We start from the raw sequence: 23,471 nt of genomic DNA on the forward strand, positions 1-23,471 counted from the left end.
ATGAGGAGCATCACCGCAGTGACGAAGCCCAAACCCACCTACCTTGAAGCCCTGCGCCAGCGCGTGTTGATCTACGACGGCGCGATGGGTACGAGCATCGACACCTTCCCCCTGACCGTCGAGGACTACGGCGGCGAACGCACCTTCGGCAACCGCGATTACCTGGTGATCACCCGGCCTGATGTTATTAGCCGCATCCACGAATCGTTTATGGAGGCCGGGGCGGATGTGCTGGAGACATGCACCTTCCAGTCCACCCGCATTCGCCTGGAGGAGTGGGGGTTAGGCGAACGCACCCTGGAGATCAACCGCGCCGCCGCCCGCCTTGCCCGCGCCGTCGCTGATCGCTTCGAGGCCCGCGATGGCCGCCCGCGCTATGTCGCCGGCTCGATGGGGCCGACCGGCAAGCTGCCTTCGTCCGACGATCCCGCGCTCTCCGACATCAGCTTCGAGGAGCTGAGCGACATCTTTCGCGAGCAGGCCATTGGCCTGATCGAAGGCGGCGTTGACGTGCTGCTGGTAGAGACCAGCGTGGACATCCTCGAGGTCAAGGCGGCCCTCGACGGCATCCGCCGCGCGAAGGCCGAGTTGAACCGCCCCGATGTGGCCGTGCAGGCCCAGGTCTTTCTCGACCTCTCCGGACGCATGCTCCTTGGCACTGATGTGCCAGCGCTGATTGCCACCCTGGAGGCCATGCCGGTGGACGTGATCGGGCTGAACTGCTCCACCGGCCCGGAGCATATGCGCGCAGCCATCCAGTATCTCACCACCCATTCGCGCAAGCCGATCTCCTGCATCCCCAACGCCGGGCTGCCGCTGGAAGTTGACGGCCAGACAGTCTATCCGATGGAGCCGGAGCCATTCGCCCGCATCCTGGGAGAGTTCGTGAGCGAATATGGCGTGAGCGTGGTAGGGGGATGCTGCGGCACCACCCCGGCCCATATCGCGCGCCTGCGCGCCGAGGTCGGCTACGACCGCCCGCCCGCGCCCCGGCGGATTGAGTACATTCCCAGCGTCTCGTCGGGCATCCGCGCCGCTGCTCTCAAGCAGGACGCGACGCTCACCATGATCGGCGAGCGGGTGAACACCCTGGGGTCGCGCAAGGTCAAGCGGCTGCTGCTCAACAACGACTACGACGGGGTGCTGGAGGTTGCCCGCGAGCAGGTTGACAGCGGCGCGCACATGCTCGATGTCTGCGTGGCGATGACCGAGCGCGCCGATGAGAAGGAGATGATGGTCACGCTGCTCAAGAAGCTGACCATGAACATCGAACTGCCGCTGGTGATTGACACGACCGAGGCCGACGTGCTGGAGGCGGCCCTGGCCATGTACCCCGGCCGCGCGGTGGTGAACTCGGTATCCCTGGAGGGCGGACGGGGCAAGAAGCTCGACCGGGTGCTGCCGCTCGTCGCCCGCTACGGCGCGGCGACAATCGTCATGACCATTGACGAAGAGGGCATGGCCCACACCCGCGAGCGCAAGGTCGCCATCGCCCGGCGCATCGCGCGCATTGCCGAGGAGGAGTATGGCATCCCCGCCGAGGCGCTGATCTTCGACGTTCTCACCTTTCCGATCACCACCGGCCAGGAGGAGTTGCGGAATGCCGCCGTCGAAACCATCGAGGGCATTCGCCTGGTCAAGGAGCAGATTCCGGGCTGCTTCACCACCCTGGGGGTCAGCAATCTGAGTTTCGGCGTGGCCCCCCACGCCCGGGCCGCGCTCAACTCGGTGTTCCTCTACCACGCCGTCGCCGCTGGACTCGACACGGCGATTATCAACCCGGCCCATGTGACCCCTTATGCCGAGATCCCTGCCGAGGAGCGCGAGGTCTGCGAGGACCTGATCTTCAACCGCCGCGAAGACGCCCTGGCACGCTTTATCGCCTACTACGAGCAGAACCGGGCCGCCCAGGAGGGTGAACGGGCCGATCCGACCGCGGCGATGAGCGTGGACCAGCGCCTGCACTGGAAGATCCTCCACCGCAAGAAGGAGGGGGTCGAGGAGGACATTGACGCCGCGGTGGCGCAGCGTATGGACGCCGACCATCCGGCGCAGACAGCCACGAGCGAGGGCACGCCCCAGGGCCGCGCCGCAGTAGATGTGCTCAACAACGTGTTGCTGCCGGCGATGAAGGAAGTCGGCGACCTCTTCGGCGCGGGCCAGCTCATCCTCCCCTTCGTGCTCCAGTCGGCGGAGGTGATGAAAAAGGCCGTGGCGCGGCTCGAATGCTACCTTGACAAACTTGAAGGGGCCAGCAAGGGCAAGGTGGTGCTGGCCACCGTGTATGGCGATGTCCACGATATCGGCAAGAACCTGGTCAATACGATCCTCTCCAACAACGGCTACACGGTCTACGACCTGGGCAAGCAGGTGCCGGCGAACACGATTATCGAGAAGGCCGTGGAGGTCAACGCCGACGCCATCGGTCTCTCCGCGCTGCTGGTAAGCACCTCCAAGCAGATGCCGCTGATCGTGCAGGAGCTGCACAAGCGCGGGTTGAGCTTCCCGGTGCTGGTGGGCGGGGCGGCGATCAACCGGCAGTACGGGCTGCGCATTACCTTCGTGGGCGATGAAGAGCCGTATGAGGCCGGCGTGTTCTACTGCAAGGACGCTTTCGAGGGGCTGGAGACGATGGACCGCCTGAGCGATCCGGCGCAGCGGGAGGACTTCGTGCGCGCCACCATCGCCGAGGCGGCCACGGTGCTGCACGAGCGCCAGCGGGGGCGGGTGGCCCTCTCGGATCTGGGCAAGGCCAGCCAGCGCGGGCCGCAGGCGCGCTCCAACGTGCGCCGAGACGTGCCGACGCCCACGCCGCCCTTCTGGGGCGCCCGCGCCATCACGCGCATCCGCCTGGCCGACGTGGTGGCCTGTCTCGACCGCAATGCCCTCTACCGCCTTCAGTGGGGCGCCAAGAACGCCAAAGGCGCCGAGTGGGAGCGGCTCAAGGCCGAGTTCGACCAGAAGGTGCGCGATCTCGTGCGCGAGGCCGAACGGGAGGGCTGGCTCGAACCAAAGGTGGTCTACGGCTACTTCCCCGTGCAGAGCGATGGCAACGACCTGATCGTCTATGACCCGAGCGATCGGCGGCGCGAGTTGACGCGCTTCGTCTTTCCGCGGCAGCCGGAGCGTGAGCGGCTCTGCATCAGCGACTACTTCCGCGACGTGGAGAGCGGCGAGTACGACGTAGCTGCGTTCCAGATCGTGACCATGGGCGAACGCGTTGACGCCCTGACCGAGGAACTGCAACGCCAGGGCGATTACAGCCGCAGCTACTATGTGCACGGCCTGGGGGTGAGTCTGGCCGAGGCCCTGGCCGAGTACACCAACCGGCTGATCCGGCAGAGCCTCGGCATCGGCGAACATCGCGGCAAACGCTACTCCTGGGGCTACCCGGCCTGTCCTGACCTGGAGGAGCACGGCAAGCTGTTCCAGATTTTACCCGTCGAGCAGATCGGCGTCACGCTCACCGAGGCGTTCCAACTGGTGCCGGAGCAGAGCACAGCGGCAATTGTGGTGCACCATCCCGAAGCGAAGTACTTCAGCATCGGCAGCGCCCGTGAACGGGCCGAGCAGGATGTCGAAGCGTAACCTTCGAGCCACCAGAGCGGTATATGCAGCGATTACAGATTTGTCATTGCGGATCGGGCGCGGCGCGACCGAGCACGGCCCGCAGCGCTCCGGCGCCCGAACGGCTCGCCTGGAGCCGCAAGATACGCCGGCAACGCAGCTTCATCGCAGCAGGAGCAAGCACCATGCAGTGTCGTCACTTCACCATCCGCCCGGCGACGGAACACGCTCGCGAAGACGAGGCCCGCCTTAATGCCTTCTTGAGTTCGGTATACGTCCACTCCGTGCAGGTCTCAGCCGCAACGGCAGGAAGCGCCGGCTGGTCGGTGCTGGTATTCTACGAAGTGCGGGGCGCGGCCCTCAGACGCCCTGGCCTGGATGCAGCGCCGCCGCTGCGCTACCAGGTTGCATGAAGGGGGTAGGTACAACCTTCCTGATAACACCATCCTCTGCACCCTGACAGGCAAAGACTGGAGGGGGTCCCTGTTGCTCTGCAGGCACAACCTTCCAGGTTGCGCCCTCTTCTGTATTGCACCCCCTGTGGGAGCAACCTTCCGGGTTGCTCCCCAGCCCCTGTAACCCCATGTCCCTGCGGTGCATCATACTGGCGTAAGGTTAAAGAACCCTTTGCAGACCAGGAGGATGTTCGTATGCAGCAGGCAGCGACGCGCTGGTTCAGTCTACGCCGCAACCTGAGGGAGCAGTACTCGCCGCTCTTCTTCCTCGCCGCCCTGGGGAACGGGGGCACCGCTATCACCTTCTTCATCTGGTTGAACTTCCTGATTCCGCACCCCAGGACCCCGATTGTGACCTTCGACAGCATCGCCGCTTTCCTGAACAAGGCGGATACGCTCGCATACGCACTTACCATTGGCGCGATGGCCGGGATCGTCATCTTCGCTCTACGCCACCTGCGGCTAATCGTGTGGAACGTGCGCGAATACGCGCAGTATCGGCGAACCCCGGCCTATTCGGCGCTGCGGGAGACAAACGGCGCCATTTCGTTGATGGGCATGCCGCTAACGCTGGCGATGACGGTAAATGTCTTCTTCGTGCTCGGCGCGGTGTTCGTGCCCGGCCTGTGGAACGTGGTCGAGTATCTCTTCCCGATCTCGTTGAGCGTCCTGACGATCATCGGCGTAGCAGCGCTGCGAATTTTCCTCGACCTGTTCGGGCGCGCCCTGGCCGGCGGGCACTTCGACTGCACGCGCAACAACAACCTGAGCCAGTTGCAGGCCGCTTTCACCTTCGCGATGGTGGCAGTGGGCCTGGCGGCGCCGGCGGCGATGAGCGGCAACCGCGTCACGATCGCTGTAAGCATTCTGCTTGCGATCTTCTTCCTGAGCGCGGCGGCCCTGGTGGGAGTGATCATGCTGGTCCTGGGTTTCCGCGGCATGCTGGCGCACGGGCTGGCGGTCGAAGCAGGGCCGAGCCTGTGGATGCCCATTCCCATCCTCACTCTGATGGGGATTGCGATGATCCGCATTCGCCACGGTCTGCATCATGGCTTTGAGGTGCACATCGAGCCGGGCAGCACGTTCGTTCTCATTGGCTCGATCCTGGCCCTGCAACTCTTGACGGGAGTGATCGGCTATGCGGTACTGCGGCGGGTGGGCTATCTGCGCACCTACCTGTGGGGCGAGGCGCGCAGCCCGGGGAGCTACGGGCTGATCTGCCCGGCGGTGGCGCTGTTCGTCTTCGGGATGTTCTTCGTGCATCCGGGCCTGGTGCAGAACGGGCTGATCGAGAAGTATTCGCTGACGCACTACCTGATGATGGCCCCCCTCGCGCTGGTTCAGGCGCTGGGGATCATCGCAATGCTGCGCCTCGATGGAAAGCTGCTGCGCCCACAGTTCGAGGCCCCATCTTCAGAAATGGCGACGGCCTGACATAGTGGCCTGAATTTCTGGAGGGCAACCTTGAAGGTTGCCCTCCAGGCCGTGCTAGGGGATCATCACCAGCCAATCCGGCCCGCGACAGGTTTTCTGTCGTAGGCCGGATTCTATGTTGAGCGGCGATCAGCAACGCTCTGGTAATGCCAGTCTACTATTATCCCTGTACTAATCTGAAGCGCGCACACAGTGAAGCTGCTTACGCTCGTCGCCGGTGCGGAGGGTTGCTGTAAGGTCTATGCCCTGACGGAACCGCCTGTTCCAGTACATACCGGATGGGTGAGTAAACGGCTCTCTGCCGGGAAGGATATTCCTGGCGCGAGCCGTTTTCTTCCCCCTGGTGACAGCCACGTTCGCTGCCACGCCGAGCCTTGCGGAGTAGAGCTATGCCCGTTTCTTCAGCCCGGATTATTGTCGTAGATGATGAGGCGCCACTGCGCGCCCTGTTAATGCGCTTCCTGCAGCTTGAGCATTTTGAGGTGTTAAGCGCCGCAAACGGCGCGGAGGCCCTGACCCTGATTGCCGAACAGCAGCCGGATCTGGTGCTCCTCGACCTGAACATGCCGGTGATGAGCGGCTTTGAGGTATTACAACGACTCAAGGCCGATCCGGCCAGTCGGGAGGTGCCGGTGATTGTGGTGTCATCTGATGGGGACGTCGAGCAGATTGCCACCTGTTTGAAGCTTGGAGCGGACGATTATTTACCCAAACCCTTTCATCCGACCATTCTCAGCGCGCGGGTTGGCGTATGCCTGGAACGCCGGCAGTGGCAACTCCAGCAACGAGACTACCAGGCGCAACTCGAACGCCGGGTGAAGGTGCACTCGGCGCTGGCTGCGCAGCACGCCGAGGCGCGCGCCCAGTCCGACGCGGCGCTCCAGCGGCAGACCGCTATTCTCCAGTCGGTCTTCGTCACACTGAGCGAGGGCGTGGTGGTCGTTGACGCTAATGGCTCCCTGATCCACCATAATCCAGCCGCCTCGCGAATCCTCGGGACCTGGCTGGAGACATTGTCTGAACCAGGGAACGCCATCTCGCCTGAAGAGGATCCCAGAGCATTCCTTCGGTTGCTCCTGTCGGGCGCGATCCAGGGCAACGAGGTGGACGGGCGCGAAGTCTACCTGCCGGACGCCGCTGACGGTCAGTGGCTGAACGTATCGGCGCGACCCCTACGGAATCAGGACGGAGCAATCACCGGCGGAGTGATGGTGGTGCGCGACATCAGCGCCAGCAAGCGCGCTGAACTGGCGCTGCGCGAGAGCGAGGAGCGCTACGCTCTGGCGGCCCGCGGCGCCAATGACGGGCTGTGGGACTGGGATCTGCGCACCAATAAGATTTACTATTCGCCCCGCTGGAAAAGCATGCTCGGCTACAGCGAAAAGGACCTGGGCAACGATCCCGCCGAGTGGTTCGAGCGGGTCCATCCTGAAGATCGGGAGCGGCTGGAGATCCACCTGCAAGCCCACTTCCGTCGGCTGATCACCCATTTTCAGCACGAGTATCGCATCAAGGCCAGCGATCACAGCTACCGCTGGATGCTCTGCCGCGGCCTCGCCGTGTGGGACGAGAACGGAGTGGCGACGCGTATCGTCGGCTCGCAGACCGACATTACCGACCGCAAGCGCGCCGAAGAGCGCCTGTTGCACGACGCCCTCCATGACGGTCTGACCGGTCTGCCCAACCGCGTGTTGTTTCTCGACCGGCTAAAGCACGCCATCACGCGCAGCCGGCGCGACGGGGGCCGCTCCTTCGCAGTCATGTTTCTCGATCTCGACCGCTTCAAGGTGATCAACGACAGCCTGGGCCACAGCGCCGGTGACGCGCTGCTGGAAGCCATCGCCCGCCGTCTGGAGCAAAGCCTGCGTCCGGGTGACACCGCAGCGCGTCTGGGTGGCGATGAGTTCGCCATTCTGCTCGAAGATATCGGCGACAGTGCGGCGGCCCTGGCAATTGCCGAGCGCATCCAGCAGGTCATCGCGACCCCGGTGAACCTCGGCGATCGCGAGATGTTTACGACAGCCAGTATCGGCATCACCCTCTACCAGCAGGTCTACGACTCGGCTACGGATATGATCCGTGACGCCGATACCGCCATGTACCACGCCAAGATGCGCGGCAAGGCCTGTGCGGTGGTGTTCAACCCGACCATGCACGCGGCGGCGATGGAACAACTTCAACTCGAAACAGCGCTCCGTTGGGCTATCGAGCGGAATGAACTACGTTTGCATTATCAGCCAATTGTTGATCTGCGGACACAGAAGATCGAGGGATTCGAAGCCCTGGTGCGCTGGGAGCACCCGCAGCGGGGATTGCTCTACCCGTCAGAGTTTATCACAATTGCCGAAGAGACAGGACTGATCGTGCAGATTGGCTGGTGGGTGCTCCGCGAAGCCTGCCGCCAGGTAAAGGTCTGGAAGCAAACCATTCCCGGCGCCGAGAAGCTGTGGGTAACGGTGAACCTCTCGGCCCGGCAGCTCATCCAACCCGAAGTGGCGCAGATCGTCCTGGGAACCCTTGCCGAGTTTGAACTTCCGGCGCATGCGCTGAAGCTTGAGATTACCGAAACGGCGCTGGTGAACTCTAACCAGGAGACGCGGGAACAACTGGCGCGGCTGCGCGCCGCAGGGGTCAAAATCTGTATTGATGATTTCGGCACCGGCTATTCGTCGCTCAGCTACCTCCAACGCCTTCCGGTAGATATTCTGAAGATCGATCGCTCTTTCGTGCAAGCAATTGAGGACGCCGGAAGCCATAGCGCAATCGTAGGCAACATTATCGCCCTGGCGCATGTGCTGGGTCTGGATGCCGTCGCCGAGGGAACCGAAACCCTGGCCCAACTGCAACGCCTGCGCGAACTGCAGTGCACCTACGGTCAGGGCTGGCTCTTTTCGAAACCGCTGAACCCGATGGACGCAGCAGGGTTGTTGGGGTGAGCAGTCCTCACCCTCCCCCGCCTCGCTGCGCTCGGCGCCCCCTCCCTCTTCACCTACGGTGGAGAGGGAAGGGGTCAGGGGGAGGGTGAGGGACAGCCAGCCCAACGCCGGTCAGGGAGAGTGGGGAAACTCGCTTTCTCCCCCGACCAGACGGAAGGGCCGCTGTGTAGCTCAAACCCGCCGCGGAAGGCGCGTGAGGGCATGCCGCCGGGCAAACTGGCGCCGCAACCACTTCTCGATCTCGATGATCGTGTAGGTGATCACACCAACGGCAAGCACGCGCCCCCAGGCATCCATATCCAGCGGGGCGCTGCCCATGATCCGATGCATCACTGGCGCGTAGGTAAAGAGAAGCTGTAGCAACACCATCACCAGCACGCCAACGATCAGCCAGCGATTCGAGAAGACGCCGATACTGAACATTGAGCGGGTGAGCGAGCGACAGTTGAACAGGTAGAAAACCTCGACAAAGACCACGACATTGACCGCCACGGTACGGGCCTCGGCCAGGGCAGCGCCGCGGGCCTGTTCCCACTCGAAGAGACCGAAGGCGCCGGCCAGGATTAAGAGACCTACAATGAGGATGCGCCAGAGCAGTTCCGGCGTGAGGATCGGCGCATCGGGGCGGCGCGGCATGCGGTGCATGATGTCGGGTTCTTTCTGTTCCAGAGCGAGCACCAACCCCAGCACCGCAACAGTGGTCATGTTGATCCAGAGGATCTGTATCGGCAGGATGGGGAGAGATAGACCGGCAACGACCGCCGTCAGGATGATCAGACCCTCGCCGAGATTGGTCGGCAAGGTCCAGGCAATGATCTTAGTCAGGTTGTCGAAGACGCCACGCCCCTCTTCGACTGCGGCGGCGATGGTGGCAAAATTATCGTCGGTCAGCACCATGTCGGCGGCCTCTTTGGCCACGTCGGTGCCGCTCAACCCCATCGCGACGCCAATATCGGCCTGTTTGAGCGCTGGCGCGTCGTTGACCCCATCGCCGGTCATTGCCACCACGTGGCCCCGCGCCTGCAGGGCCTCAACCAGGCGCAGTTTCTGCTCCGGGGTGACGCGGGCAAACACCACGGCGCGATTCACTGCTGCAATGAGTTCCTCGTCGCTGAGGGCCGCCAGTTCCTTGCCGGTGAGCGCGGACGGCCCCGCCGACGTGTCGGCGGGGCCGTCAATGCCGATCTGTCGGGCAATGGCCACGGCGGTCAGGGCATGATCGCCGGTGATCATTTTGACCTGGATGCCCGCCCGCTGGCAGGCTTGCACTGCCGCGATGGCCTCTGGCCGCGGCGGATCGGCCATACCCTGGAGGCCAAGGAAGATCAGGTCCGCGGCAACGTCGGCATGGGCAAGCCGGGTCAGCGTGGCAGGAACGGCGCGTCGGGCGCAAGCCAGCACGCGCAAGCCGTCGGCAGCCATGGCTTCCGCCTGCCGCTGCACGCCGGGGCCATCCAGGGCCGTCTCGTTTCCACCTGCATCGAGCATCGCCCGACAGCGGGGCAACAGGGTCTCGAGCGCGCCTTTTATGTAAACCAGATGCGTCTGGCCAACGTCGTGAAGGGTGGCCATATACTGATGCTGCGACTCGAACGGAATGGCGTCCAGGCGGGGCAGCGCGGCGCGTTGCTCATCCGGGCGCAGCCCGGCCTTCATCGCCGCCACCAGCAGCGCCCCCTCGGTCGGGTCGCCCTGCACCTCCCAGCGGCCCTGCTCCTCGACGAGCTGGCTGTCATTGCATAGCAGCCCGGCTCGCAGGCACTCCAGCAGGGCCGGGAAGGCGGCGGGGTCAATGGGCTGACCGTGATGGGTTATGCTGCCCTCGGGCCGGTAGCCCGCTCCGGTGACCTCGAAACAGGCTCCGTTCACCACGATCCGCTGAACGGTCATCTGGTTCTGGGTGAGGGTGCCGGTCTTGTCAGAGCAAATCACTGTCGTGCTGCCGAGGGTCTCCACCGCCGGGAGCTTGCGGATGATCGCCCGGCGACGGGCCATCCGCGAGACGCCGATGGCCAGGGTGACCGTCACCGCAGCGGGCAGACCTTCGGGAATGGCGCTCACCGAGAGGGCAATCGCAGCCATCAGGGCGTCAATCAGCGGCCGGCCCCGCAGCGCCTCGACGAGAATGCTCAGCCCGGCCAGGGCCAGGATCAGGTACAGCAGCACCAGACTGAAGCGGGCAATCTTGCGGGTGAGGGGCGTTTGCAGCTCCTCGGCGGTGGCAATCAGGCGGGAGATCCGCCCGACCTCGGTGGCGTTGCCGATCGCCACGACGATCCCGGCGCCCTGGCCATAGGTTACCAGCGTGGAGGCATAGGCCATGTTGCGCCGGTCGGCGAGGGGCGTGTCGCGCTCCAGAACCACCTCCGCCACCTTCGCCACCGGCGCCGACTCGCCGGTCAGGGCGGCCTCGGCGATCTGCAGTTCACGGGCGCGGATGAGCCGCAGGTCGGCGGGAACCTTGTCGCCGGCCTGCAGAAGCACGAGATCGCCCGGCGTCAGGTCGGTGGCGGAGATGCGGGTGGTGGCGCCCGCCCGCACCACGGTGGCTTCGGTGACCATCGTTTGCGCCAGGGCCTCAATGGCTCGCTCCGAGCGCGACTCCTGGAGATAGCCGAGAATGGCGTTTACCAGGACCACCCCGAAGATGATCCCCGCGTCAATGGCATCTTTGAGCACCAGGGTAATGACGCTGGCGACGAGGAGAATGTAGATCAGCGGATTGTGAAACTGCGACAGGAAGCGTACCAGGGGGCTTTTGCCGCGCCGCCGGGTGATAACGTTTGGCCCGAACTGTTCCTGCCGGCGCCTGACGGCAAAGACATCCAGGCCGCGCTGCGGGTGGGTTTCAAGCAGGTCAATGACCTCATCAAGCGGCAGGTGATGCCAGGGAACCTGCAGGAGTGTGGCGTTCACGGAAAGCTCCGGTGATCTTATGTCGGGAGGGACGGCTCTTCCAGATCGTGCGCGCAACCCTCCGGGTTGCGCTACTGGCTTGCCTGCGACCTGGAGGCTTGCCCTGCTACCCGCCCGGCAGCAACCGGTCAAGCTGGCGCGGATCGAGGGCGCCGGCGACAACGTCGGCCAGGCGTTCGTAGGGGTCGGAGCCGGAAGTCGCTTCCTCCGGCTGCCAGCCGAGGGTGGCGAGCCAGGCGCGGCGAAAGACTGTGTTGGCGAAAATGCCGTGGATGTAGCAACCCCAGACCCGGCCATCCTCGACGACGCAGCCGTCCAGATCATCGCCGGCAATCGCGCCGCGGCGGATGACGCGGGCCAGGGCCGCGCCGCCGGTCACGCCGGTGCGCCCGGCATGGATCTCGTAGCCTGTAAGGGGCGCGCCAGGGGCCCAGGGCGCCAGGGACTCGGCGACGACCTGGACAGTAAGCTTCTCGCGGTGGAAAACGGTCTCGACAGGCAACAACCCCAGGCCAGGTTCCTCGCCGCCGCTACCCTCGACCCCCAATGGGTCGCTGATACGCGCGCCGAGAAGCTGATAGCCGCCACAGATGCCGACCACCGCGCCGGGGAAGGCGCGCAGCGCGGCATCGAAGCCCCGTTCGCGCAGCCAGCGCCGGGCGGCCAGGGTGTGCTTGGCTCCAGGGAGGATCACCGCTGCGGCTCCAGAAAGTTCCTCCGGCCGGTCCACGTACCGCAGACTCACCCCTGACTCGCGGGCAAGGGGGTCGAAGTCATCGAAGTTAGCGATGGTCGGCACGCGCGCCACGGCGATGCGCAGGCCGCCGTCCGGCCCGCCATGCCCCCGTTCGAGGGCCACACCATCTTCCTCGGCCAGGCCCAGGTCGTCGATCCAGGGAACCACGCCCAGCACCGGCACACCGCTGCGCTGCTCCAGCATGCGCACCCCATCGGCGAAGAGGGCCGGATCGCCCCGGAAGCGGTTGACGACCAGACCGGTGACCAGGGCGCGCTCCTCCGGCTCCAGCAGGGCCAGCGTGCCGAGCAACTGGGCGAAGATCCCGCCGGTGTCAATGTCGCCGACGAGCAGGGTGCGCGCGCTGGCGTAGGTAGCCACACGTGCGTTCACGATGTCGCGGGGCTTTAGATTCAACTCCACCGGACTGCCGGCGCCCTCGGCGATGACCAGATCATAGCGCGCCCGCAGACAGTCGAGGTTGCGGGTGACGACGGCCCACAACTCCTCACGCCGGCGCCAGTACTCGCTGGCGTCGAGGGTGCGCCAGGGCCGGCCCTCGACGATGATCTGGCTGCGACGCTGCCCTTCAGGCTTGATCAGGATGGGGTTCATTTCAACCGTGGGCTGAATGCGAGCTGCGGCGGCCTGCACGGCCGTGCTGCGGGCAATCTCGCCGCCATCGGCGGTCACGGCGGCATTGTTGCTCATGTTCTGGGCCTTGAAGGGCGCGACCCGCAGCCCGCGTCTGGCGGCGATGCGGCAGAGAGCCGCCACCAGAACGCTCTTGCCCACCGACGAGGCCGTGCCGAGGACCATAATCACCGGGGCGGGCATAGACTCTCCTTCCAGGCCGCGAGGAGGCGGGCATTGTCATCGGGATGGCGGGGAGCGACACGCACCCATTCGGGAAGGCCGAAGGAGGCGCAATCGCGCACGACACAGCCACGCCGCAGCAGGGCCGTCCGCGTTGCCGCGCCGTCGCCGGTGCGCACAAGCATAAAGGGCAGCGTGTCGCGCCACACGTCGAGACCAAGGCCGAGCAGATCGGCGCGCAGGGCATCGCTGGCCGCCCACAGGCGGGGCAACGTGGTTCCAAGAAAGGCATCGTCACCGAGGGCGGCCAGGCCAGCGGCCTGGGCGGCGCTGTTGACGCTCCAGGCGGGCTGGTACGCGCCGATGCGCGCCGCCAGTTCCGGGGCGGCGATCAGGTAGCCCAGGCGCAGCCCGGCCAGCGCATAGGCTTTGGTGAGCGAATAGACGTGGATCTGGCCCGGCGGCGCGCCGGCCAGCTCATCGAGCGCGCCCCAGCCATGGCGGCGCAGCAGGGCGTAGGCCCGGTCGAGGACCAGCAGGCCGCCGTAGGCCATGCAGGCCTCTCCCAGGGCGTTGATCGTTGCAGCAGGAAGATCAACGCCGGTGGGATTGTTGGGCAGGCAGAGCCAGGTGAGGCGCGGGCGCGCGCTGCTAATTACCGTGGTCAGGGCGTCGAGGTCGGGCCGGAAGCCCTCCCCGTAGCGAGTTCGCAACTCGACCATGTGCGCGCCGGCCAGCCGGCTGGCATAAAGGTACTCGCCGTAGCTCGGCCCGACCAGGAGCGTGGTGTCGTTGGGCCGGAGCAGGGCGCGGGCTACCAGATGGATCAACTCGTTGGCTCCGTTGCCAACCAGGATCGACTCAGGCGGGCAGCCATGGCGCGCGGCGAGGGCGACGCGCAGCCAGTGACAACTACGGTCAGGATAGGGAGCGACATCGAGGCTCGCCAGAGCGGCACGCGCCGCCGCAGGCGGCCCGAAGGGATTAATGTTACTGCTGAAATCCAGCAGTTCTTCCGCCCGGAGACCGAGCGCCGCCAGCTCGGCATGGTCGAGCGCGCCGTGCGCTATGGGGTCGAATGGACCCATGCCGCCTCCAGCGCCTTTAACTCGATAGGAATGCCGCAGACCACCAGATAAACCTCGGCGGCGGCGGCGGCGACCTGCTGGTTGGCGCGTCCGAGCAGGTCGCGGTAGGCCCTGCCCAGCGGATACTCAGGCACAAGCCCCGAACCGACTTCGTTGGTTACGACGATCAGGGTCAACTCGCGCGCGCGCGCCTGCGCCAGAATCCCCGCCACTTCGCCCTCGATCACGGGTTGGGGGTTATCTTCGTGGTCCAGCAGCAAGTTGCTGACCAGCAGTGAGAGGCAATCAAGGATGACGACGGCGCCGGGATCGAGGGTGGCGAGAACCGGCGCCGCCTGGCGCGGCGCCTCGCGGGTGCGCCAGGTGGAAGGACGGCGGGCGCGATGGTGGGCGATACGCACACGCATCTCCTCATCGCGGGCCTCGGCGGTGGCAAGGTAGACCACGGGGCGCGCCAGGCCCGTGGCGTACTGCTCGGCACAGGCGCTCTTGCCGCTGCGCGCCCCGCCAGTAAAAAGGACAATCTTGCTCAAGCGGGTCTCCTGCCGATGATGGTACGCAGGCATCCAGGGCGGGTCAGGATAGCGGGGAGAGCTGCGCCCCTCCCGCGAGGGCGGCCCTCCCCGCTCCTCGATGTGCGGTCCGGGTTCACGCGAGGGCGGCGGCGATGCCGCCAGCCCAGGTTTCGATGGCCTCCCAGTTGCGGAAATCGCCGGTGGGGGCTTTGATAACGTTGATCAGCATCTTTTCGGTCAGGTTCAACCGGTCGGGATCAATGTTCCCGTGAAACACGGCAATATCGCGCGGCTGGATGCGCTCGACCAGGCGGCGCTGCCCTTCGGGAACGCGCCAGCCCTTGAGCAAGACGACAGGATCGCCTTCACCGGTTGGCCCGCTGGAGAAGAGCCACACCGGTCGTCTGGACAGGGCCTCGCTAAACCCTTGCAGGAACTCAACCGCCGGTTTGAGCCAGACGCCGGTATAGACGGCGCTGCCAACGACAACGGCAGTATAGGGCATAGGGTTCAGGGTTGGCGTAATCTCGGCGACATCCACTTCCAGACCGGCCCGGCGCAGAGTCTGGCCGATACGTTCGGCGATCTCGGCGGTTGAGCCGTATTTGGTCGCGTAGGCTACAAGCACACGCTGAGACATAGGGTTCTCCTTTGGCAACAGAGTTTCCAGGAGGAAACACACGGGTATGCTCCAGAATGAAGAAAAAGAACCCCGACGCTCTTACCTTTTATTTATTTCCCGGAAAGGCTGCGCCCTCCCCGCTTCTACCTGCAATCTGGAGGGCTACGCCAGGAGGACCCTCCAGACAGAAGTATATGCTTATCATACGCCTGAAGCCGACCTTTTGTCATCAATCCAGGGAAGGATCTTATGCTGATCGAGCCGAATGGGGTGGCGCGGAGGCGTGACGTCTGCAGAGTCGCTCGCATTTCCGGCGGCGCCAGGAGGGTCCTGCCGCGGGCGGAACACATGACCGCGGAGGCGCAACCCTCCGCGCTTCGAGCGAACGTCAGGGGGTGAAGGCGTGTCTTATTAGTCTGTAAACATAGTTGTTCGCTCAACCCCGCCCCCTCCCCAACCCTCCCCCGCTGGGGGTGGGCGCCCAGCTCCTCCCCCCGTTGGGGGGAGGCTGGGAGGGGGGCGGAATTGCCGGGAAACTTAACTTTACAGACTAATCAGACAACGCGCATAGCCACACCCGCTCAATGCTCCACGTGCGCATGGGGCTCCACCCGCGCGGCGGTGCTCGACACAAGGGGCGTCACCGGTTCGTGCATCAGCCAGTGGTAGCAGGCCATCGCTACCGGAGTGAGCAGCCAGAAATTGAAGAGGCGAAAGATGATCGCCGCCGGGAGGGCCGCCGGTCCGACGCCAAGCTGGGTAAGTACGGCGACCAGCGCCGCCTCCACCGTCCCGCCGCCGCCGGGCAGGACATTAAAGGTTGACGTGACCAGGGCAATGCCAAAGGCCGCCAGCATCATCCCGAAGCTGGCGCTGACCCCCAGGCTGACAAGGACGGCCAGCATCGCCAGACTATGACCGCTCAGGGCCGTGAACTGAACCAGCACCAGCAAGATGACATCGCGGCGTCGGCTGGCGAGCAAGCCCCGCGCGCGGGTCAGGTCAGCGACAATGCGGGCGGCTCTAGCCCCCGTCCAGCGCTGGCCGAAGATCCGGCCGATACCCAGTTGCAGGCGAGTGATCCAGCGCCGCAGCACCGCCTCGGGGCGGGTCAGGAGGTAGATTGCGCTCCCGATCACCGTCACCGCCACCAGGGCCGCCACCAGGCTGGCGATGGTGGCGTCAAGGCCGTGGAGAGCCAGGTAGATCAGACTGAAGGTAAAGACGAGGAGCATAGCAATGGCGTAGCTCAGAGTCTCGAGCGAGGCGATCAGCGCCGACTCGCCAGGTGAAATGCCCCGCCGGGTGAAATTGGTTATTAGAAAGGCATAACTACCAAGGCCCCCGGCGGGCACCGACTGGCTGATCACGATCGCCACCAGCGCCGTGGCCCAGAGCCGGAGCGTCCCGATGCGATAGCCCAGCGAGCGGAGCACAATATTGAAGACCTGTGCACTGATCAGGTAACTGGCGCCGATCAGGATTATCGAGAGCGCGAGCCAGAGGGGGCGCGCCTCATCGAGCAGGCGGAAGGCTTCGACGATCCAGGCCCGGTTCAGGTAGGCAAGGACCAGAATGGCCATGCTGACGAGGGCGCTGATGAAGAGCTTCCAGCGAAACGCGGGCATCAGCGGGTCCTTTCGTCACGAGACGTTGTCAGACGCCTGGACGCCGCCGGTCGGGGGCCGCAGCGGCACGAACAGGAGCAGGGTTCAGACCTGTACGCCAGAGTGATTGTCACCTTTACACCTCTAGCGTGGGGGTAAACGGAGTTGACAGCCATAGAATAGGCGGGCGCTACCAGGCAATGTGAAATTCGCCTTCTTTTCCGGTAGCCGGTTCCCAGGTGACATTTACTTTTTCTACCACAGCGGATCCGGGGCCGCTGTAGCACCAGCTTACCATTTGCTGTACGGCCGCGCGCGTGCCCTCAAACACCGCCTCGACCCGGCCATCGGGCAGATTGCGCACCCATCCCTTTACCCCAAGGCTACGGGCGCGGGTGCGTGTATACGCCCGGAAGCCAACGCCCTGAACCCGGCCGGAAATCACTACGCGCGCCCGTACCTGTTCCATGGCCGTTGATCGCTCCTCAATGGGTTAAACGCACGACATTCGGGCCTTCGCGGCCCGAACCACTGGCAAGTATACCGTAGCGTTAGCGACTATGCAATTGGGAACTTCCCCAGAGCCAGCGCCCGGACAAAGTTCCTCTCCCGCGGCGAGGTACAGGGCGGCTCTGCTGCCAGAACCGCCAAAAAAAGCCGGGACTCAGAGCTTGCCGCGTGGACTCTAATCGAGCCCTGTTCCCCAGGACTGATGCAACCTCGGCCCGCCAGGGCAAATAATGGTATACTGCCTGCGGAACAGCAACATCGCGCCGATTGGTCCGCCCTGGAACCGCACCATGTCTGATCAGGCAAGGATCCGCAATTTTTGCATTATCGCCCACGTCGATCACGGCAAGACTACGCTCTCTGATCGTCTTCTAGAGCTGACGAGCACGATCAGCGAGCGTGAACGCCGCGAGCAACTCCTTGACTCGCTGGATCTCGAGCGCGAGCGGGGCATCACTATCAAGCTCAAAGCGGTGCGCATGCACTATCGTGCCGCCGATGGCGAGGTGTACATGCTCAACCTGATCGACACGCCCGGCCACGTAGACTTCAGCTATGAGGTCGGGCGCTCGCTCGCCGCGTGCGAGGGCGCGCTGCTGGTGGTTGACGCGGCCCAGGGGATTGAGGCGCAGACGCTGGCGAATGTGTATCTGGCCCTGGAGAATGATCTGACGATCATCCCAGTGATCAACAAGATTGACCTGCCCGGCGCGCACCCCGAAGAGGTGGCCGCGGAGATTGAGAAGGTGATCGGCATCCCCGCCAAGGAGGCGATCATGGCTTCGGCCAAGGAGGGCATCGGCGTGCCGGAGATCCTCGAGGCGATCGTCCGGCGCATTCCGCCGCCCCACGGCCAGGCGGGGCGCCCTACCCGCGCCTTGATCTTCGACTCGCACTACGACCCTTATAAAGGCGTCATCGCCGCCGTGCGCGTGGTTGACGGCGCGATCCCCTCCGGCGCGCGCGTGCAGTTTATGGGCACCGGGGCCAGGACGGAGACCCTGGAGATCGGCGCCTTCCGCCCGGCGATGCAGCCGCTGCCCGTGCTCAATACCGGCGAAGTTGGCTACATCGCCACCGGCCTGAAGACGGTTGCCGACTGCCAGGTTGGCGATACGGTGACCCTGGCCGACCAGCCCGCCGAGACGCCGCTGCCCGGGTATCGCCCGGCCAAGCCGATGGTTTTCGCCGGTCTCTACCCGGTGGATAGCAACGCCTACCCTGAACTGCGCGACGCGCTGGAGAAGCTCAAGCTCAATGACGCGGCCCTCTCCTTCCAACCTGAGAGTTCGGCGGCGCTGGGCTTCGGGTTCCGCGCCGGCTTCCTTGGCCTGCTGCACATGGAGATCGTGCGCGAGCGCCTGGAACGGGAGTACAACCTCGATCTGCTGATCACCGCCCCCAGTGTGGAGTACCAGGTGCTGCGCACCGACGGCGAGATTGTCACCGTCTCCAACCCCTCGGAGATGCCTGAAGCGAGCAAGATCGCGGCGATTGAAGAGCCGATCGTGCAGATCAGCATCATCACTCCCGCGCGCTACATCGGCGCCATTATGGAACTGGTGACCACCCGGCGCGGCGTCTTCGAGACCATGGAGTACCTCGATCCGACCCGCGTGCTGCTGAAGTACCGGATGCCCCTCGCCGAGATCGTGATTGATTTCTACGACCGGCTCAAGAGCAGCACCCAGGGCTACGCCTCGCTCGATTACACCCTCGCCGGCTACCAGGAGGCTGATCTGGTCAAGCTCGATGTGCTGGTCAACCAGCAGCCGGTTGACGCCCTCTCGCTGATCGTGCACCGCGAGTTCGCCTACCAGCGTGGGCGCGACCTGGTGGAGCGCCTGCGGCAACTCATCCCCCGCCAGATGTTCGAGGTGCCCATCCAGGCCGCCATTGGCAGCAAGGTGATCGCCCGCGAGACGGTGCGGGCCCTGCGCAAAGACGTGCTCGCCAAGTGCTACGGTGGCGACGTGACGCGCAAGCGCAAGTTGCTGGAAAAGCAAAAAGAGGGCAAAAAGCGTATGAAGATGGTCGGCAACGTCGAGATCCCCCAGGAGGCGTTTATGGCCATCCTTTCGCTCAATGAGAATGGCAACGGAGATCGTTGAAACTGAAAGCGGCCTATGCGCGGGAACAACAGGGGGAAACCCGCTTTTGCCCCCCCCCTGGCCGGATCCGGGCCGCCAGCGCCCTCCGGTTCAAGAACCGACGCTGCACGTCTTTACAGATGTCGCCAGAAGACTATGAAAACCTCGGACTATCCCATCCTCACACTCCTTCGGCTGTGCGCCGGTCTGCTGCTCCTGATCGCCACGGCGGGATGCGCCAGCACCCGCAACGGCCAGCAACTGGCGCCGCCGGATAGCCCGGTGATTGTGCGCTTCGGGGGGCAGACCTACACCATAGCCGATTTCGAACAGCGCCTGCAGCGCGACATTGGCCCCGGCATCGCCGATCTGCTCGCCCAGGGACAGACCCGCGAGCAGATCGAGCAACTGGCCAACGATGCCAATGTTCGCGTTACGATCTTCGACCGCATGATCCAGGATCTGCTGCTGCTCGACTACGCGCGGCGCAACGGCATTGGCGCCGACCCGGCCGCCGTGGACGAAGCGGTGCTGCCGATGTTCTCCGGCGGCGTGGATGGGCCGCTGGCGCCGATGACGGCCCGGCGCGAGCAAGCGGCTCGCGAACAGGTCGTCTTTGAGGTGATTGCCCGCAACACGCGCGCCGATATGGTGAACGTGCGCCACATCCTGGTGGCCGACGAGAGCGCCGCGAAGCAGGCACTGGCCGACCTGGCCGCGGGCGCCGATTTCGCCACCCTCGCCCGTGAACGCTCCCAGGACACTGCTTCGGCCGCCAGGGGCGGCGACCTGGGCTGGTCGCCACGGGGCCAGTTCGCGCCTGAGTTCGAGGAAGTCGCCTTCTCCGCCCCGCTCAACACGCCAACCAGCGTGCAGAGCCAGTTTGGCTGGCACGTGCTCGAAGTGCTCGCCCGTGAAGCGAACCGGCCCTTTGACAGTTTTGAACAGCTACGAAACAGCAGTAACGCGCAGGCGTTCTACGAGCAGAGTTTTACACCCTGGTACGAAGAACTGCGGCGCCAGGCCGAGAACAGCGGGATGCTGGAGATCGCTCCGGGCTTTGATCCGAACAGTGTGCCGCTGCCCTTCCCCGCCGAGGGCGGGGCGCGCTAAGAGCCTGTCTCCCGGACCCGCTCCGCAGGCAGGGGCGTGGGGAAAGCTGGTTTCCCCACCCTCCTCCTAGAACGACCGGGGAATGCCTGGGAGGGCGGCAGTCTCCCGGACCCGCACGAAGGAGTTATCCAGACAGGCTCCAGGTATGTCAGAACGGAACGTCAACCAGCTTCCCCTGAGAACCGGAGACCTCCTCGAGGCCGCCCTGCGCGCCCTGGACCTGGAGGCGCCCGCGGGCTTTCAACTGTGGGCGGTGGAAGCATTGCTGGCGGCGGCGCAGCCGGCGGGCCTGCCCCCACCCGAACCGTCGCCGCTCGTGGCTTCGTATGCCGAAACGCAGGGCCTGGGAACCTACGCGCCGCCCGCCGCTCCCTTTCCCCTGATCGCCAGCGTGCCCGCATTGCTGGCAGGCGCCCCTGACGCCGATTGGGCCGCCGTGGCGCGCCTGCTGCTTATCCGCTATCCCGGCGCGCACCAGGCGCGCCTGGCGAGTCTCGACGCCGCTGGCGCGCCCCTGAGCCGCGATGAGCTTCCCCTGAAGGACGTAACCGGGTGGCGCGTCGATCCCGCCGCGGCGCTGCATCTATGGTTCCTGCCCCCGCTGCCGCCACACGACGACCTGCGAAGCGCCGAGGGGCTGCGCTGGGTGGTAGCGCGTCTGCTCGGCCCCGGCGGTTGTCCCTGGGACGTGCGGCAGACGCCCCGCTCGCTTCGCGCCGCTCTGCTGGAAGAGGCCTATGAGGCGCTTGAGGCCCTGGACAGTGGCGATACAGCCGCGTTAAGCGAAGAACTGGGCGATCTGTTGATCACCATTTTCAGCCAGAGCGAGATGGCGCGGCAGGCAGGCCACTTCGCCCTCGAGGACGTCTTCGAGCAGGTGGCGCGCAAATTGATCGAGCGCCACCCGCACGTGTTCGGCGCGCTGGCTGTGGCGCACGAAGGCGAGGTGTTACGTAACTGGGAACAGATCAAAGCCGCCGAGCAGGCCCGTAAAGGGCGCGCCCGCGCGAGCATCCTGGACGGGGCGCCGCCGACGCTGCCCGCGCTGGCCCTGGCCCAGAAACTCGGCAAGAAGGCCGCGCGCGCCGGCTTCAACTGGACCGACAGTGCCCAGGTCTGGGCCAAGCTCCGGGAAGAACTGGACGAACTGGCGGAGGCCGCAGCCGCGGGTGACCCGGCCCACGCCGCCGAGGAACTGGGCGACACCCTCTTCGTGTTGACCCGCCTGGCCGACTGGCTGGGCCTTGATGCCGAGGCGGCGTTGCGCGAGGCCAGCGCCAAGTTTCGCCGCCGCTTCGCCGTCGTTGAGGCCGCCGCCGCGCGCCAGGGTCGTTCGCTTGACGCGATGTCGCTCGACGAGTTGCTGGCCCTGTGGGAGAGCGCCAGGAACGCCTGATATGCCGCCGCCGCTCGAACTGCATCTCGACGACATCGTGCAGACCCGCAAGCCCCATCCCTGCGGCGGCGACACCTGGCGCATCGTGCGCCTGGGGGCCGAGATCGGCATCAGGTGCGAACGCTGCGGGCGGCGCGTGTTGTTACCGCGGGCCGAGTTCGAGCGGCGCATTAAACGCTTCGTGGCGCGTGGACCCGCCGGGCCCGCCTGAGAAAGCCGTTGTCGCTGCTCCTGGAATGTACTATCATGCACATACAATCATGAGCGAGGTTTACTGGAAGCAAGGCCCCTGGCACGTTGCCTGCAGTCGCGCCATAGTGTGGATCGTGGCGCTGCTGAGCATACTTCTAGCCCTGGCGGCCGCTGCGATACCGCCCTGGAGCGCAACGGCCCAGGGGGGCGGGCCGATCTACACCGTGACCCTTGATGGAGTAGTAAGCCGCTACAGTATCGGCTATCTGGAGCGGGCGCTCCGCGAGGCCGAAGCGGCCAACGCCGAGGCGCTGATCGTCCGGCTGTCGGCTACCGGCGCCGTGCTGCGCGATACGCGGGCGTTCGCCAGCCAGTTGGCGCAGGCCCGCGTTCCCGTGGTGGTCCATGTCGCGCCTCCGGGCACGCGCAGCGGCGCAGCGGGCGTATGGCTGCTGACCCCGGCACACGTGGCGGTGATGGCGCCCAACACCAGTTTTGGCATCGTCGAGCCACTGGTACAGCCAGACCCGAACGCCAGCGACGCCACCCGCGAGCTGCTCTACACCGAGGCCATCAATCAACTCGGCGCGTGGAACCGCGAGCGCGGTCGCAGTGACGCCTGGGTGGAACAGGCTGTGCGCGAGGGGATGGTGATCAATAACGAACAGGCGCTGGCCTCCACCCCACCGGCAATCGACCTGGTCGCGCGTGATCTGAATGAACTGCTCACCACCCTCGAAGGACGCACAGTGGTCCTGGAGGGCGGCGAGAGACGCACCCTGTCCGTCCTGGGGCGCACGCCGCAGCCGCTGGCGCCAACGGCGTGGGAACAACTGCTCCTGATGCTGGCTACTCCCACCATTGCCTTCCTGCTCCTGGTGCTGGCCGGCATCGCCATCTATGCCGAGTTCGTCACCCCGGGCGTGGGGGTGCTGGCAGGGTTGGGCATCGTGCTCCTGCTTGCCGCCGGGGCGGGTCTGATCGCCCTGCCGGTGCGCTGGCTGGCCGTACTGGGGCTGGTGGTTGCATTTGGGCTGATAGTCACGGACTTGTACACTCCATCGCATGGAGCGTTTACCTTGGTCGGCGTGATCATCCTGGTGCTCAGCACATTGAACCTGTTCGACACGGTACAGGCGCCCGGGGTCGGCGTGGCGCTGTGGGCGATAGCCCTGGTCGTGCTCCTGCTGGTTGCGTTCGCGGCCACGGGGATCTACCTGGTCCTGCGGACGCGCAACACCCCGGTCACTACCGGTCAGGAAGGGCTGGTCGGCCGGCTTGCCGAGGTCCGCAAGCGGTTGGAGCCCGAAGGAATGGTGTTTGTCGAAGGGGCGCTCTGGCGGGCTATCAGCGAAGACGGGGAGGTAGAGCCGGGCGAATGGGTGCGCGTCACCGGCGTGTACGACCTGCGGTTGACGGTGCGGCGTCTGCCCGAAGAGCCGGGTCGTCAAGAGCGTGAGGCTGGCGAGCGGTGAGGC

16 protein-coding genes are annotated in these 23,471 nt (G+C 65.2%); 9 read left to right on the forward strand and 7 right to left on the reverse strand.

Features of this window, described 5'->3' with window-relative positions; genetic code table 11:
- The first annotated feature begins 18 nt into the window (after nt 1-18).
- The 4 genes from metH (at nt 19) to NZU74_06820 (ending at nt 8,392) form a co-directional block, all read left to right on the forward strand.
- On the forward strand, nt 19-3,588 hold the full coding sequence (gene metH, locus NZU74_06805; GenBank protein ID MCS6881025.1) for a methionine synthase: 3,570 nt from the start codon (nt 19-21) through the stop codon (nt 3,586-3,588).
- A gap of 164 nt (nt 3,589-3,752) precedes the next feature.
- Nucleotides 3,753-3,980: a hypothetical protein gene (locus tag NZU74_06810; GenBank protein MCS6881026.1), complete on the forward strand. Its 228-nt coding sequence runs from the start codon at nt 3,753-3,755 to the stop codon at nt 3,978-3,980.
- 237 nt (nt 3,981-4,217) lie between these two features.
- A complete protein-coding gene (locus NZU74_06815) occupies nt 4,218-5,456 on the forward strand; it encodes a hypothetical protein (protein MCS6881027.1) in 1,239 nt (412 codons plus the stop codon).
- A gap of 389 nt (nt 5,457-5,845) precedes the next feature.
- Nucleotides 5,846-8,392 carry an EAL domain-containing protein gene (locus NZU74_06820; protein ID MCS6881028.1) on the forward strand — a complete coding sequence of 849 codons (2,547 nt, stop codon included), beginning with the start codon at nt 5,846-5,848 and terminating at the stop codon, nt 8,390-8,392.
- Nucleotides 8,393-8,563: 171 nt separating this feature from the next.
- On the opposite strand, the gene NZU74_06825 is transcribed toward NZU74_06820, so the two are convergent.
- The 7 genes from NZU74_06825 to NZU74_06855 form a co-directional block, all read right to left on the reverse strand.
- The gene (locus NZU74_06825; protein ID MCS6881029.1) at nt 8,564-11,308 is read right to left on the reverse strand and encodes a cation-transporting P-type ATPase; all 2,745 of its coding nucleotides are present in this window, start codon (nt 11,306-11,308) and stop codon (nt 8,564-8,566) included.
- Nucleotides 11,309-11,414: 106 nt separating this feature from the next.
- Nucleotides 11,415-12,881, reverse strand: a complete 1,467-nt coding sequence (locus tag NZU74_06830) for a cobyric acid synthase (GenBank protein ID MCS6881030.1) — start codon at nt 12,879-12,881, stop codon at nt 11,415-11,417.
- The gene (locus NZU74_06835; protein MCS6881031.1) at nt 12,866-13,948 is read right to left on the reverse strand and encodes an aminotransferase class I/II-fold pyridoxal phosphate-dependent enzyme; all 1,083 of its coding nucleotides are present in this window, start codon (nt 13,946-13,948) and stop codon (nt 12,866-12,868) included. The genes NZU74_06830 and NZU74_06835 overlap by 16 nt, the downstream gene beginning before the upstream one ends.
- Complete coding sequence (cobU, locus tag NZU74_06840; protein MCS6881032.1) at nt 13,927-14,481, reverse strand: bifunctional adenosylcobinamide kinase/adenosylcobinamide-phosphate guanylyltransferase; 555 nt, start codon at nt 14,479-14,481, stop codon at nt 13,927-13,929. The genes NZU74_06835 and cobU overlap by 22 nt, the downstream gene beginning before the upstream one ends.
- Before the next feature lie 115 nt (nt 14,482-14,596).
- A complete protein-coding gene (locus NZU74_06845; GenBank protein MCS6881033.1) occupies nt 14,597-15,103 on the reverse strand; it encodes a flavodoxin domain-containing protein in 507 nt (168 codons plus the stop codon).
- A gap of 563 nt (nt 15,104-15,666) precedes the next feature.
- The gene (locus NZU74_06850; protein MCS6881034.1) at nt 15,667-16,713 is read right to left on the reverse strand and encodes a flippase-like domain-containing protein; all 1,047 of its coding nucleotides are present in this window, start codon (nt 16,711-16,713) and stop codon (nt 15,667-15,669) included.
- A 169-nt stretch (nt 16,714-16,882) separates the two neighbouring features.
- Nucleotides 16,883-17,161, reverse strand: coding sequence for an acylphosphatase (locus NZU74_06855; GenBank protein ID MCS6881035.1), 279 nt, complete (start codon nt 17,159-17,161; stop codon nt 16,883-16,885).
- Nucleotides 17,162-17,492: 331 nt separating this feature from the next.
- Between NZU74_06855 and lepA the strand changes: the two genes are divergently transcribed.
- From lepA to NZU74_06880, 5 genes are all read left to right on the forward strand, one after another.
- On the forward strand, nt 17,493-19,313 hold the full coding sequence (gene lepA, locus NZU74_06860; GenBank protein ID MCS6881036.1) for a translation elongation factor 4: 1,821 nt from the start codon (nt 17,493-17,495) through the stop codon (nt 19,311-19,313).
- A 135-nt stretch (nt 19,314-19,448) separates the two neighbouring features.
- Nucleotides 19,449-20,405 carry a peptidylprolyl isomerase gene (locus NZU74_06865; GenBank protein MCS6881037.1) on the forward strand — a complete coding sequence of 319 codons (957 nt, stop codon included), beginning with the start codon at nt 19,449-19,451 and terminating at the stop codon, nt 20,403-20,405.
- A 145-nt stretch (nt 20,406-20,550) separates the two neighbouring features.
- Nucleotides 20,551-21,801, forward strand: a complete 1,251-nt coding sequence (gene mazG, locus NZU74_06870; GenBank protein MCS6881038.1) for a nucleoside triphosphate pyrophosphohydrolase — start codon at nt 20,551-20,553, stop codon at nt 21,799-21,801.
- 1 nt (nt 21,802) lies between these two features.
- Nucleotides 21,803-22,012, forward strand: a complete 210-nt coding sequence (locus tag NZU74_06875) for a DUF951 domain-containing protein (GenBank protein MCS6881039.1) — start codon at nt 21,803-21,805, stop codon at nt 22,010-22,012.
- A gap of 49 nt (nt 22,013-22,061) precedes the next feature.
- Nucleotides 22,062-23,468 (forward strand): nodulation protein NfeD, encoded by a 1,407-nt coding sequence (locus NZU74_06880; GenBank protein ID MCS6881040.1) that lies wholly within the window; start codon nt 22,062-22,064, stop codon nt 23,466-23,468.
- The last annotated feature ends 3 nt before the right edge of the window (nt 23,469-23,471 follow it).

Source organism: Chloroflexaceae bacterium (assembly GCA_025057155.1).
Taxonomy (GTDB): domain Bacteria; phylum Chloroflexota; class Chloroflexia; order Chloroflexales; family Chloroflexaceae; genus JACAEO01.

Excerpts from the sequence above, each read along its gene's own strand:
- NZU74_06855 (MCS6881035.1), bottom strand. The coding sequence starts at position 17,161 with ATGGAACAGGTACGGGCGCGCGTAGTGATTTCCGGCCGGGTTCAGGGC.
- NZU74_06875 (MCS6881039.1), top strand. The coding sequence starts at position 21,803 with ATGCCGCCGCCGCTCGAACTGCATCTCGACGACATCGTGCAGACCCGC.
- mazG (MCS6881038.1), top strand. The coding sequence starts at position 20,551 with ATGTCAGAACGGAACGTCAACCAGCTTCCCCTGAGAACCGGAGACCTC.
- lepA (MCS6881036.1), top strand. The coding sequence starts at position 17,493 with ATGTCTGATCAGGCAAGGATCCGCAATTTTTGCATTATCGCCCACGTC.
- NZU74_06865 (MCS6881037.1), top strand. The coding sequence starts at position 19,449 with ATGAAAACCTCGGACTATCCCATCCTCACACTCCTTCGGCTGTGCGCC.
- NZU74_06835 (MCS6881031.1), bottom strand. The coding sequence starts at position 13,948 with ATGGGTCCATTCGACCCCATAGCGCACGGCGCGCTCGACCATGCCGAG.
- NZU74_06810 (MCS6881026.1), top strand. The coding sequence starts at position 3,753 with ATGCAGTGTCGTCACTTCACCATCCGCCCGGCGACGGAACACGCTCGC.
- NZU74_06820 (MCS6881028.1), top strand. The coding sequence starts at position 5,846 with ATGCCCGTTTCTTCAGCCCGGATTATTGTCGTAGATGATGAGGCGCCA.
- NZU74_06880 (MCS6881040.1), top strand. The coding sequence starts at position 22,062 with ATGAGCGAGGTTTACTGGAAGCAAGGCCCCTGGCACGTTGCCTGCAGT.
- NZU74_06845 (MCS6881033.1), bottom strand. The coding sequence starts at position 15,103 with ATGTCTCAGCGTGTGCTTGTAGCCTACGCGACCAAATACGGCTCAACC.
- NZU74_06830 (MCS6881030.1), bottom strand. The coding sequence starts at position 12,881 with ATGCCCGCCCCGGTGATTATGGTCCTCGGCACGGCCTCGTCGGTGGGC.
- NZU74_06815 (MCS6881027.1), top strand. The coding sequence starts at position 4,218 with ATGCAGCAGGCAGCGACGCGCTGGTTCAGTCTACGCCGCAACCTGAGG.
- NZU74_06850 (MCS6881034.1), bottom strand. The coding sequence starts at position 16,713 with ATGCCCGCGTTTCGCTGGAAGCTCTTCATCAGCGCCCTCGTCAGCATG.